Genomic DNA, 12035 nt, shown 5'->3' with positions numbered 1-12035 from the left:
AAAACGCCGTCAGCGTGGAACGGGCGCATGGCTGCGGATCAGGCTGCGCACGGCAAAGCGATTGGGGTGGCAGGCTTCGGCGACGCTGCGTGGCAGCGGCAAGGGCTCGTTGTCCAGCCAGGCGGCGAGCAGCTCGGCCGACAAGGGCGCGGTAATCAGGCCGCGCGAGCCATGGCCGCTGTTGACATACAGGCCGTCAAGCCACGGGCAGACGATGGCGGGCACCTGGCGCGCATCCTTGCGCAAGCCGGCATATGCCTGGTCAAAGGCGGCCGCGTCGGCCAGTGGCCCGACAATCGGCAGGTAGTCCGGGCTGGTGCAGCGAAAGGCCGCACGGCCTTGCACCGTGGCCGGGTCGAGGCTGTCGACGTGCAGGCGTTGGGCCAGGTCCACGGAAATACCCTTGAGCAGTTCCAGGTTGCCGGCGTGTTCGGCGGCGGTGGGCGTGAGGTCATCGCTCTTGAAGTCAAAGCTGGCGCCAAGGGTGTGCTCACCCAGGCGTGGCGGCGCCACATAGCCTTCGGCGCAGACCACCGTGGCGAGGGCCTGGCTTTCCGCGGTTTGCGCCAGCGAGGTGATCTGCCCGCGGATGCGCTTGAGCGGCAGGTTGGCGAAACGTTGCACCTCGGCGGCGCCAGCCAGGACCACCACCGGGGCATCGCCGAGCAGCCGCTCGCCTTCCCAGGCTTGCCAGCGTCCGTTGATGTTGCGCAGGTCCAGCACCTCGTGATGCGTCAGCACGGTGATACCGCCGCGCTGCGCTTGCCATGCGCACAAGGCGGGCGGGTGGACCCAGCCGCCCTCCGGGAAAAACAGCCCGCCGTGCGCCAGTGCGACCCCGGCGCGAGCCTGGGCCTGTTCGCGGTCGAGCTGATGCAGCAAGCCTGGCGCGAAGGCCTCGGCCAGTTGTGCCTGGCGCTCGCTTTCCTTGGCATCGAAGGCCAATTGCAGCACGCCGCAGCCGTCCCATGCCACGCCGCGCTGCAGGTGCTCAAGCACGCGACGGGTGTAGCCGAACCCGGCCAGAATCATCTGCGACAGCGCCGTACCGTGCGCGGAGAGCTTGAGGTACAGCACGCCTTGCGGGTTGCCCGAGGCTTCCTGGGCCAGGGCTTCATGGCGCTCCAGCAGGCTCACCTGCCAACCTCGGGCCGCGAGGCTGGCAGCGGTGGCGCACCCGGCCAGGCCGGCGCCGATCACCAGGGCCTTGCGCTCACCGCTAACGGCGGGAGGGCGGGCGAACCACGGCTTGATGCCCGGCGCTGCCGGGGTGTCGGCGGGCCAGCCACGAAACTCACCGCGCAGGATTTCCCATTTATGCCCGATGCCCGGCGTGCGTTTCATCTTGAACCCGGCGGCATTGATCAGCCGGCGTACCCAGCCGGTGCTGGTGAAGGTGCTGATGGTCGACCCCGGCGCGGCCAGGCGTGCCAGTTCGGCAAACAGCTCGGCGGTCCACATGTCCGGGTTTTTCGCCGGGGCAAAACCGTCGAGAAACCACGCATCGATCTGTGCGTCCAGTTGCGGCAACTGCTCCAGGGCGTCGCCGATCAACAGGGTCAGGGTCACGCGGCCATTGTCCAGCACCAGCCGCTGGAAGCCCTGGTGGATGGCAATGTAGTGGGCCAGCAGTTGTTCGGCGAACGGCGCAAGTTCCGGCCAGAGGGCGAGGGCGCGTTGCAGGTCGGCGTGGCTCAGCGGGAATTTTTCGACGCTGACAAAATGCAGGCGCGCGCCCGCCACGGCGTGCTGTTCGAACAACTGCCAGGCGCATAGAAAATTCAGCCCGGTGCCAAAACCGGTCTCGCCGATCACCAGCCGCCCGCCCGCAGGCAAGGCAGCAAAGCGCTCCTGCAGGCGGTTCTGCTCAAGAAACACATAGCGGGTTTCTGCAAGGCCCGACTGGTCGGAGAAGTACACGTCGTCGAAGACCCGCGAGTGCGGGCGACCTTGGTCGTCCCAGTCGAGCTGGGCGTGGGTTACGGGGTTCATGGGCGGCTCGGCAAAGGCAAGGCGGCCATTCTAGCCGATCGACCGGCAATGATTTGCCCCGTGACAGGCGCCGGTGGAATTTCCTCCCGCGTGTCGTTGCCCAATCCGCTAGTCTTGAGCCATCTTGAAACGGAGCTGCCCATGTTCGAATCCGCCGAAATCGGTCACGCCATCGACAAAGACACCTACGAGGCAGAGGTTCCCGCGTTGCGTGAAGCGCTGCTGGACGTGCAGTACGAGCTGCACCAGCAGAAACGCTTCCCGGTGATCATCCTCATCAACGGCATCGAAGGCGCCGGCAAGGGCGAAACCGTCAAGCTGCTCAACGAATGGATGGACCCGCGCCTGATCGAGGTGCGCACCTTCGACCAGCAGACCGACGAAGAACTGGCGCGCCCGCCGGCCTGGCGCTACTGGCGCCAGCTCCCGGCCAAGGGGCGCATGGGCATTTTCTTCGGCAACTGGTACAGCCAGATGCTGCAGGGCCGGGTGCACGGGCAGATCAAGGATGCCCGGCTCGACCAGGCCATTGCCGGTGCCGAGCGGCTGGAGAAAATGCTGTGTGACGAAGGCGCGCTGATCTTCAAGTTCTGGTTCCACCTGTCCAAAAAACAGATGAAGGCGCGGCTCAAATCGTTGGCCGACGACCCGCTGCACAGCTGGCGCATCAGCCCGCTGGACTGGCAGCAATCGAAGACTTACGACAAGTTTGTCCATTTTGGCGAACGCATCCTGCGTCGCACCAGCCGCGACTATGCGCCGTGGCACGTGATCGAGGGCGCCGACGCGCACTACCGCAGCCTCACCGTGGGCAAAATTCTCCTCGAGGGCCTGCACAGTGCATTGACGTTGCCCAAGGCCAAAACCAGTGGCATGAACCCCGCACCGTTGCTGGCCTCGGTCGATCAAAAAAGCCTGCTCGACAGCCTCGACATGACAGTGAGCCTGGACAAGGACGATTACGAAGAACAACTGATTACCGAGCAGGCGCGCTTCTCTGGCCTGATGCGTGACAAGCGCATGCGCAGCCACGCGCTGGTCACTGTGTTCGAAGGCAACGACGCAGCAGGCAAGGGCGGCGCCATCCGCCGGGTCGCCGCCGCGCTGGACCCGCGCCAGTACCACATCGTGCCGATTGCCGCGCCCAGCGAAGACGAGCGCGCCCAGCCTTACCTGTGGCGCTTCTGGCAGAAAATTCCGGCGCGCGGCATGTTCACCGTGTTCGACCGCTCGTGGTACGGCCGTGTGCTGGTGGAGCGGATCGAGGGTTTCTGCACCCCGGCCGACTGGATGCGCGCCTATGGCGAGATCAACGACTTCGAAGAGCAACTGCGCGACGCCGGGGTGATCGTGGTCAAGTTCTGGCTGGCCATCGACAAGCAGACCCAGCTCGAACGCTTCCAGGCGCGCGAGGAGATTCCGTTCAAGCGCTTCAAGATCACCGAGGACGACTGGCGCAACCGCGACAAGTGGGACGCCTACCGCACCGCCGTCGGCGATATGGTCGACCGTACCAGCACCGAGGTTGCATGCTGGACGCTGGTGGAGGCCAACGACAAGCGCTGGGCGCGGGTCAAGGTGTTGCGCACGATCAACCGGGCGCTGGAAGAGGCGTTCGAGCACGCTGGCAAGCGCGGGAAGAAGAAAAAGAAATAACTGTCAGCCGCTTGCCACAGGCAGCCTGATCACCATGCTTTTGTATAGGCCGGGTGAATGATCATCGCGGTGGGGCAGGTCTGGATCTATCCTCGATTGATCTGCCAACAACCACAAGATCGAGGTAGCCCATGCGTGAAGTAGTGATCGTCGACAGCGTGCGAACCGGCCTGGCCAAGTCCTTTCGCGGCAAGTTCAACCAGACTCGCCCGGATGACATGGCGGCCCATTGCGTCAACGCGCTGCTCACCCGCAACGGCATTGACCCGGCGACGGTGGAAGACTGCATCGTCGGCGCGGCCTCCAACGAAGGCGCCCAGGGCCAAAACATCGGGCGCAACGTGGCGGTGCTGTCGCGGTTGGGCACCGGTACGGCGGGGATGACGCTCAACCGCTTTTGCTCATCCGGCCTGCAGGCGATTGCCATGGCGGCCAATCAGATTGCCTCGGGCTGCAGCGAGATCATTGTCGCCGGCGGCGTCGAGTCCATCAGCCTGACTCTCAAGAGCATCAACACTGACAACCTGATCAACCCGTTGCTCAAGGAACAGGTGCCGGGCATCTATTTTCCCATGGGCCAGACCGCCGAAATCGTCGCGCGCCGCTACCACGTCAGCCGTGAAGCGCAGGACGCGTATGCGCTGCAAAGCCAGCAGCGCACCGCGCAGGCGCAGGCGGATGGCCTGTTCGATGATGAAATCGTGCCGATGGCGGTCAAGTACCGGGTCGAGGATAAGGACACGGGCGGCGTGCAGATCCTCGACGGTGTGGTCGACCGCGACGACTGCAACCGACCCGACACCACCCTGGCCAGCCTCAGCGGTTTGAAGCCGGTGTTTGCCGAAGACGGCTCGGTGACGGCGGGCAATGCCTCGCAGTTGTCCGATGGCGCATCGATGACGCTGGTGATGAGCCTGGAGAAAGCGCTGGCACTGGGGCTCAAGCCCAAGGCGTTTTTCCGTGGCTTTACCGTGGCCGGCTGCGAACCCGACGAGATGGGCATCGGGCCGGTGTTCTCGGTGCCCAAACTGCTCAAGGCGAAAGGCTTGCAGGTGGCGGATATCGACCTGTGGGAGCTCAATGAAGCGTTCGCGTCCCAGTGCCTGTATGCGCGTGACCGGCTGGAAATCGACAATGCCAGGTACAACGTCAATGGCGGCGCTATCGCTATCGGCCACCCGTTCGGCATGACCGGTTCGAGGCAAGTGGGGCATCTGGTGCGCGAACTGCAGCGACGTCGTTTGCGCTATGGCATCGTCACCATGTGCGTGGGCGGCGGCATGGGCGCGAGCGGACTCTTTGAAGCCGTGCGCTGAACCAGCGCTGTCGCGCAGCAAACTGGCGCCTCTGTGGCAAGCCCTGATGCCGTTCAGTTAAGGAAAATGTGTGGGTTTATTGTGGCGAGCGGGCTTGCCCCGCGTTGGGGTGCGAAGCGCCCCCCATCGAGCAAAACGCGGTGTACCTGATACGGCTCAGCGCCTGGCTTTGGGGCTGCTGCGCAGCCCAACGCAGGACAAGCCTGCTCGCCACAGGGAATCTGCGCTTAGCTGAACGGCATTGGGGCAAGCCCTAATGCCGTTCAGTTAAGGAAAATGTGTGGGCTTATTGTGGCGAGCGGGCTTGCCCCGCGTTGGGGTGCGAAGCGCCCCCATCGAGCAAAACGCGGTGTACCTGATACGGCTCAGCGCCTGGTTTTGGGGCTGCTGCGCAGCCCAACGCAGGACAAGCCTGCTCGCCACAGGGGATCTGCGCTTAGCTGAACGGCATTGGGGCAAGCCCTAATGCCGTTCAGTTAAGGAAAATGTGTGGGCTTATTGTGGCGAGCGGGCTTGCCCCGCGTTGGGGTGCGAAGCGCCCCCCATCGAGCAAAACGCGGTGTACCTGATACGGCTCAGCGCCTGGCTTTGGGGCTGCTGCGCAGCCCAACGCAGGACAAGCCTGCTCGCCACAGGGAATCTGCGCTTAGCTGAACGGCATTGGGGCAAGCCCTGATGCCGTTCAGTTAAGGAAAATGTGTGGGCTTATTGTGGCGAGCGGGCTTGCCCCGCGTTGGGGTGCGAAGCGCCCCCCATCGAGCAAAACGCGGTGTACCTGATACGGCTCAGCGCCTGGCTTTGGGGCTGCTGCGCAGCCCAACGCAGGACAAGCCTGCTCGCCACAGGGAATCTGCGCTTAGCTGAACGGCATTGGGGCAAGCCCTAATGCCGTTCAGTTAAGGAAAATGTGTGGGCTTATTGTGGCGAGCGGGCTTGCCCCGCGTTGGGGTGCGAAGCGCCCCCCATCGAGCAAAACGCGGTGTACCTGATACGGCTCAGCGCCTGGCTTTGGGGCTGCTGCGCAGCCCAACGCAGGACAAGCCTGCTCGCCACAGGGGATCTGCGCTTAGCTGAACGGCATTGGGGCAAGCCCTGATGCCGTTCAGTTAAGGAAAATGTGTGGGCTTATTGTGGCGAGCGGGCTTGCCCCGCGTTGGGGTGCGAAGCGCCCCCCATCGAGCAAAACGCGGTGTACCTGATACGGCTCAGCGCCTGGCTTTGGGGCTGCTGCGCAGCCCAACGCAGGACAAGCCTGCTCGCCACAGGGGATCTGCGCTTAGCTGAACGGCATTGGGGCAAGCCCTAATGCCGTTCAGTTAAGGAAAATGTGTGGGCTTATTGTGGCGAGCGGGCTTGCCCCGCGTTGGGGTGCGAAGCGCCCCCATCGAGCAAAACGCGGTGTACCTGATACGGCTCAGCGCCTGGCTTTGGGGCTGCTGCGCAGCCCAACGCAGGACAAGCCTGCTCGCCACAGGGGATCTGCGCTTGCCTGAACGGCATTAGGGCATAGCCCGATCTGTTTGCTTGGCCCTAGAATGCAGGCTCTTTTACCTCAGGCATTTGGGGCAACTCATGCACATCTCTTCCGGTCGCTGGGTCTACGGTTTTCTCTTGACCCTGCTGACCGCATTGCTCTGGGGCATTCTCCCGATCAAGCTCAAACAGGTCTTGCAGGTGATGGACCCGATCACCGTCACCTGGTTTCGCCTGATGGTGGCCGGCGGTTGCCTGTTCATCTACCTGGCGGCGACCCGGCGTTTGCCCAGCTTGAAGGTGCTGGGCGCCAGAGGTGGCGGGTTGGTAGCAATGGCGGTGTGCGGACTGGTGGGCAACTACGTGCTGTACCTGGTGGGCCTGAAAATGCTCAGCCCCGGCACCGCGCAACTGGTGGTGCAGATGGGGCCGATCTTTCTGATGGTCGCCAGTGTGTTTGTGTTCAAGGAGCGCTTCAGCCTTGGGCAAGGCTTGGGGTTGGTCGTGTTGATTGTGGGTTTCGGGTTGTTCTTCAATCAGCGCCTGGCGGAGCTGCTCACGTCCATGGGCACTTATACCGCCGGGGTGTTGACGGTGCTGTTGGCGACCACGATCTGGGTGTTTTATGCGCTGGGGCAGAAGCAGTTGCTGACGGTGTGGAATTCGCTGCAGGTGATGATGGTGATTTATCTGTTTTGCGCGGCGTTGTTGACGCCGTGGGCGCAGCCGCTGGAGGCGTTGGCGTTGAGTCCGTTGCAGGGGGTGTTGTTGCTGGCGTGCTGCATGAACACGTTGGTGGCGTATGGGGCGTTTGCGGAGGCGCTGGCGCACTGGGAAGCTTCCCGGGTGAGTGCGACGTTGGCGTTGACGCCGTTGGTGACGTTTGTGGCGGTGGCGTTGGCGGCGTGGTGGTGGCCTGGGTTTGTGCAGGCTGAGGAGATTAATGCGTTGGGGTATTTTGGGGCGTTGGTGGTGGTGATGGGGTCGGCGATGGTCGCTTTGGCGCCTTCTTTGATTGCGGGGCTCAGGGCTCGTCGGTTAAGACTGGCTTCCTAAGGGCGTACAGCGTTTCAACTGTGGGAGGGGGCTTGCTCCCGATGGCGGCTTTATTGTGTACATATCCGTTGCTGCGGTGATGGCGGCTATTGGTTCCGCCCTTACGGCGGGTCACTTTTTGAAGAGCGCAAAAAGTAACCAAAAACGCTTTGCCCCACCACTCGGCACCTCGCTCAGGCTCGGTGTGCCCGCACGCAGGCTTGAATCCGTGGGCCGCCGCAATGGGCCATCCCTGGCCCAGTGCGGCTAACCCGGCGTCCTGCCGGGTTACCCACGGATTCAAGCCTGCGTTCGGCCAGCGTGGTTGCCGGGGCGCCTGAGATCAAGGTCAAGATCAAAAGCAGATCAAGATCAAGAGCGGATCAAGGGCTTTTTAATGGCCGGCTTCCAGCATGTTTTCAGGGCGTACCCATTTGTCGAATTCTTCGTCGGTGAGGTAGCCCAGGTCCAGTGCGGCCTGGCGTAGGGTCAGGCCTTCGGCATAGGCTTTTTTGGCGATCTGTGCGGACTTGTCGTAGCCGATGTGTGGGTTCAACGCGGTGACGAGCATCAGGCCGCGTTCCAGGTGTTCGGCCATTTGTTCGGCGTCCGGTTCAAGACCTGCGATGCAGTGTTCCTGGAAGTTGTTGCAGCCGTCGGCCAGCAGGCGGATGGATTCGAGCAGGTTGTGGATGATCACCGGCTTGTACACGTTGAGCTGCAGGTGGCCCTGGCTGGCGGCGATGCCGATGGTGACGTCGTTGCCCAGCACCTGGCAGGCCAGCATCGACAGGGCTTCGCATTGGGTGGGGTTGACCTTGCCGGGCATGATCGAGCTGCCGGGTTCGTTGGCCGGCAGTTTGACTTCGGCCAGGCCGGCGCGGGGGCCGGAGCCGAGCAGGCGCAGGTCGTTGGCGATCTTCATCAGGGCCACAGCCAGGGTTTTCAGCGCGCCGTGCAGGGTCACCAGCGGTTCGTGGCCGGAGAGGGCTGCGAATTTGTTCGGCGCGGTCACGAACGGCAAGCCGGAAAGGGCAGCCAGCTCGGCGGCGATCGCTTCGCCAAAACCGTGGGGCGAGTTGAGCCCGGTGCCGACGGCAGTGCCGCCCTGGGCCAGCTCGCACACGGCGGGCAGGGCACTGCGGATGGCGCGTTCGGCATAGTCGAGCTGGGCGATGAAGGCCGAGAGTTCCTGGCCGAAGGTGATCGGCGTGGCGTCCATCATGTGGGTGCGGCCGGTCTTGACCAGCTTCATGTGCCGCGCCGCCAGCTCCGCCAGGCCGCCGGACAATACCGTGATCGCCGGCAGCAATTGTTCGTGCACCGCTTTTACGGTGGCAATGCTCATGGCGGTGGGGAAGCAGTCGTTGGAGCTTTGTGAGCGGTTCACATGGTCGTTGGGATGCACCGGGCTCTTGCCGCCGCGGTTGTTGCCCGCCAGTTCGTTGGCGCGTCCGGCGATCACTTCGTTGGCGTTCATGTTGCTCTGGGTGCCACTGCCGGTCTGCCATACCACCAGCGGGAACTGGTCGTCATGAGTACCGGCGAGCACTTCGTCGGCGGCCTGTTCGATCAGGCGGGCGATGTCGGCGGGCAGGTCGCCGTTGCGGTCGTTGACGCGCGCGGCGGCTTTCTTGATCAGGGCCAGGGCGTGAAGCACTGCCAGCGGCATGCGTTGCTCGCCAATGGCAAAATTCACCAGCGAACGTTGGGTCTGGGCGCCCCAGTAAGCGTCATCCGGGACGTGAACGTCTCCCAGGCTGTCGGTTTCGATACGGCTCATCGGGCACTCTCCTTGAAGTCAGTCAGCGCAGTTTAGGCCGTGATGGGGCAGGGGGGTTCCATAAAAGACTTTTCATCGGATTAAAGCGGCGCTGATCCTTGTCCGACAAGGCCTGGGGTTGAGCCGCGAGGTTTTTTAGGCGCAGAATGGTCGCCCTTGGGGTCTTACCTCGCCTGTAGAAAAGGAAACTCGATGACTCGTCTTCGTGCCATCTGTACCGCGGTTGCTCTGGTTTGCGCCAGCGGCCAGGTTTTTGCCGATACCGCCAGCCACAACGCCAGTGCCGAAGCCTTTCTTACCCTGGCCCATGCCGACAAGCTGGGAACCCCGGTGTACATGCAAGTGCAACAAATGTTCGCCCAGCGTTTCGAACAGACCAAGGCGCCTGCCGCCAAGCAGTCCGTACTGGACAGCTACCAGGCCAAGGCCAACGCCGCGCTCGATCAGGCCATCGGCTGGCCGAAGCTGAAACCGGACATGGTCAAGCTCTACACCACCAATTTCAGCGAGTCCGAGCTCAAGGACCTGGTTGCGTTCTACCAGTCGCCGCTGGGCAAGAAGGTCCTGGAAAAAATGCCGCAACTGACCCAGCAATCGGCTCAGATGACCCAGGCCAAACTGGAAAGCGCCGTGCCGGTAGTGAACAAGCTGTTGGAAGACATGACCAACGAGCTGACGCCAAAAGCCGCCGCACCGGCCAAGAAGAAGTAAGCAGGAATGACCATGCAACAGCGTATCGAAACCGCGCTCGCCGCCCTGAGCCCGCAACACCTGAGCGTGCTGGATGAAAGCCACATGCACAGCCGTGGGTTGCAGACCCACTTCAAGGCCGTGCTGGTCAGCCAGCAGTTCGAGGGGCTCAACCGCGTCAAGCGCCACCAGACGGTCTACGCCACCCTGGGGGACCTGATGAGCGAGTTTCATGCGTTGGCGCTGCATACCTACACGCCTGATGAATGGGCGAAAATCGACGCAGCCCCGGCCTCGCCGACCTGCGCCGGAGGGCATTGAGGCAGCCACAAGTGTCAGCTGCCAGCGACAAGATTAGAGCCCTCGCAGCTGCCTTCTTGCTACAATCCCCAACGCGCCGCCCAGTCGGCGCGTTTTTTTTGCTTTTACTTGCAGCTTGCGGCTAAAAACTCGCAACTGCCGTTATCCGGTTCACCCCTTACGAGGGTAGCCACCTGGAGAGAACACCCATGACCCACCCCATCGTCGTGGCGGCACTGTACAAGTTCGTCACCCTCGAAGATTACGTCGCCCTGCGCGAGCCACTGCTGCAGGCAATGGTCGACAACGGCATCAAGGGCACCCTGCTGATTGCCGAAGAAGGCATCAACGGCACCGTGTCCGGCAGCCGCGAAGGCATTGACGGCCTGATGGCCTGGTTGAAGAAAGACCCGCGCATGGTCGACATTGACCACAAAGAGTCCTACTGCGACGACCAGCCGTTCTACCGCACCAAGGTCAAGCTCAAGAAAGAGATCGTGACCCTGGGCGTCGAAGGCGTCGACCCGAACAAAAAGGTCGGCACCTACGTTGAACCGCAGGACTGGAATGCGCTGATCAGCGACCCCGAGGTGCTGTTGATCGACACCCGCAACGACTACGAAGTGTCCATCGGCACCTTCGAAGGCGCGATCGACCCGAAGACCACCAGCTTTCGCGAGTTTCCCGACTACATCAAGGCCCACTTCGACCCGGCCGTACACAAGAAGGTCGCCATGTTCTGCACCGGCGGCATTCGCTGCGAGAAGGCCTCCAGCTTCATGCTCAGCGAGGGCTTCGATGAGGTCTATCACCTCAAGGGCGGCATCCTCAAGTACCTCGAGGAAGTGCCGCAGGCAGAAACCAAATGGCAAGGCGACTGCTTTGTGTTCGACAACCGGGTGACCGTGCGCCATGACCTCAGCGAGGGCGACTACGATCAGTGTCACGCCTGCCGCACACCGGTCAGCGTCGAGGACCGTGCGTCCGAGCACTATGTGGCCGGCATCAGTTGCCCGCATTGCTGGGATAAGCTGCCGGAGAAAACCCGTCGCAGCGCCATCGACCGGCAGAAGCAGATCGAGCTGGCCAAGGCCCGCAACCTGCCGCACCCAATTGGCTTCAACTACAAGCAAACCCCTTCCGAGGCCTGACCCATGTCCGCGCGCCTGCTCTATGTGATGGACCCGATGTGTTCCTGGTGCTGGGGCTTTGCCCCGGTGGCGCAGGCACTGGTTGAGCAGGCCCAGGCGGCCGGCGTGGACGTGCACCTGGTGGTGGGCGGCCTGCGTACCGGCAGCGGCGCGGCGCTGGAGCCGACCACCCGACGCTACATCCTTGAACACTGGCAGGCTGTCACCGACGCCACCGGCCAGCCGTTCAAGCGCGAAGGGGCCTTGCCCGACGGCTTTGTCTACGACACCGAACCTGCCTGCCGCGCCATCGTCACCGCGCGCAGCCTGGCGCCGGATTGCGCGTGGATCCTGCTGGGGCTGATCCAGCGCGCGTTTTATGTCGAGGGCCGCGATGTGACTCTGGCCAGCGTACTGGTTGAATTGGCCGAACAGGCGGGCATCCCGCGCATCGAATTTGCCGGTGCCTTCGACCGTGCCGAGCAGCATGCGGCGACGGCGGCGGATTTCAGCTGGGTGCAGGACCTGGGCATCGCCGGTTTCCCGACGCTGCTGGCCGAGCGCGATGGCCAACTGGCCTTGCTGACCAACGGCTACCAGCCATTGTCCGAGCTTTCGCCGTTGTTGAGCCGATGGCTTGAGCGAGCGGCCAGTGCCTGA

The 12035-nt window shown here is 63.1% G+C and carries 9 protein-coding genes; 7 read left to right on the top strand and 2 right to left on the bottom strand.

Annotation, left to right across the window (positions count from 1 at the left end; translation table 11 throughout):
• Positions 1-9: 9 nt before the first annotated feature.
• Positions 10-1992, bottom strand: coding sequence for a bifunctional tRNA (5-methylaminomethyl-2-thiouridine)(34)-methyltransferase MnmD/FAD-dependent 5-carboxymethylaminomethyl-2-thiouridine(34) oxidoreductase MnmC (mnmC, locus tag RHM60_RS07580; protein WP_231421629.1), 1983 nt, complete (start codon positions 1990-1992; stop codon positions 10-12).
• Between the two features lie 141 nt (positions 1993-2133).
• Here mnmC and pap point away from each other — a divergent pair, with 141 nt between their 5' ends.
• The 3 genes from pap to RHM60_RS07565 all read left to right on the top strand — a co-directional run bounded on the left by pap (position 2134) and on the right by RHM60_RS07565 (position 7493).
• A complete protein-coding gene (pap, locus tag RHM60_RS07575) occupies positions 2134-3648 on the top strand; it encodes a polyphosphate:AMP phosphotransferase (RefSeq protein ID WP_231421630.1) in 1515 nt (504 codons plus the stop codon).
• A 131-nt stretch (positions 3649-3779) separates the two neighbouring features.
• A complete protein-coding gene (locus tag RHM60_RS07570) occupies positions 3780-4964 on the top strand; it encodes a thiolase family protein (protein WP_209983301.1) in 1185 nt (394 codons plus the stop codon).
• 1572 nt (positions 4965-6536) lie between these two features.
• Complete coding sequence (locus RHM60_RS07565) at positions 6537-7493, top strand: DMT family transporter (RefSeq protein WP_231423102.1); 957 nt, start codon at positions 6537-6539, stop codon at positions 7491-7493.
• Positions 7494-7866: 373 nt separating this feature from the next.
• Here RHM60_RS07565 and RHM60_RS07560 read toward each other — a convergent pair whose 3' ends face one another.
• Positions 7867-9255 (bottom strand): class II fumarate hydratase, encoded by a 1389-nt coding sequence (locus tag RHM60_RS07560; protein WP_209983297.1) that lies wholly within the window; start codon positions 9253-9255, stop codon positions 7867-7869.
• Between the two features lie 192 nt (positions 9256-9447).
• Between RHM60_RS07560 and RHM60_RS07555 the strand changes: the two genes are divergently transcribed.
• The 4 genes from RHM60_RS07555 to RHM60_RS07540 all read left to right on the top strand — a co-directional run bounded on the left by RHM60_RS07555 (position 9448) and on the right by RHM60_RS07540 (position 12035).
• Positions 9448-9966, top strand: coding sequence for a DUF2059 domain-containing protein (locus RHM60_RS07555; RefSeq protein ID WP_003236690.1), 519 nt, complete (start codon positions 9448-9450; stop codon positions 9964-9966).
• 6 nt (positions 9967-9972) lie between these two features.
• Complete coding sequence (locus tag RHM60_RS07550) at positions 9973-10266, top strand: BolA family protein (RefSeq protein ID WP_209983295.1); 294 nt, start codon at positions 9973-9975, stop codon at positions 10264-10266.
• A 188-nt stretch (positions 10267-10454) separates the two neighbouring features.
• A complete protein-coding gene (locus tag RHM60_RS07545; RefSeq protein ID WP_209983293.1) occupies positions 10455-11396 on the top strand; it encodes a rhodanese-related sulfurtransferase in 942 nt (313 codons plus the stop codon).
• A gap of 3 nt (positions 11397-11399) precedes the next feature.
• The gene (locus RHM60_RS07540) at positions 11400-12035 is read left to right on the top strand and encodes a DsbA family protein (RefSeq protein ID WP_209983292.1); all 636 of its coding nucleotides are present in this window, start codon (positions 11400-11402) and stop codon (positions 12033-12035) included.

The organism is Pseudomonas sp. MH9.3, assembly GCF_034354675.1.
Taxonomy (GTDB): domain Bacteria; phylum Pseudomonadota; class Gammaproteobacteria; order Pseudomonadales; family Pseudomonadaceae; genus Aquipseudomonas.
Note: the sequence above shows the minus strand (reverse complement) of the source record. Positions and strands in the feature narration are given on the sequence as shown.

Bases quoted from the DNA above. Each gene is read 5' to 3' on its own strand.
- mnmC (WP_231421629.1), bottom strand. From the start codon at position 1,992: ATGAACCCCGTAACCCACGCCCAGCTCGACTGGGACGACCAAGGTCGC.
- pap (WP_231421630.1), top strand. From the start codon at position 2,134: ATGTTCGAATCCGCCGAAATCGGTCACGCCATCGACAAAGACACCTAC.
- RHM60_RS07570 (WP_209983301.1), top strand. From the start codon at position 3,780: ATGCGTGAAGTAGTGATCGTCGACAGCGTGCGAACCGGCCTGGCCAAG.
- RHM60_RS07565 (WP_231423102.1), top strand. From the start codon at position 6,537: ATGCACATCTCTTCCGGTCGCTGGGTCTACGGTTTTCTCTTGACCCTG.
- RHM60_RS07560 (WP_209983297.1), bottom strand. From the start codon at position 9,255: ATGAGCCGTATCGAAACCGACAGCCTGGGAGACGTTCACGTCCCGGAT.
- RHM60_RS07555 (WP_003236690.1), top strand. From the start codon at position 9,448: ATGACTCGTCTTCGTGCCATCTGTACCGCGGTTGCTCTGGTTTGCGCC.
- RHM60_RS07550 (WP_209983295.1), top strand. From the start codon at position 9,973: ATGACCATGCAACAGCGTATCGAAACCGCGCTCGCCGCCCTGAGCCCG.
- RHM60_RS07545 (WP_209983293.1), top strand. From the start codon at position 10,455: ATGACCCACCCCATCGTCGTGGCGGCACTGTACAAGTTCGTCACCCTC.
- RHM60_RS07540 (WP_209983292.1), top strand. From the start codon at position 11,400: ATGTCCGCGCGCCTGCTCTATGTGATGGACCCGATGTGTTCCTGGTGC.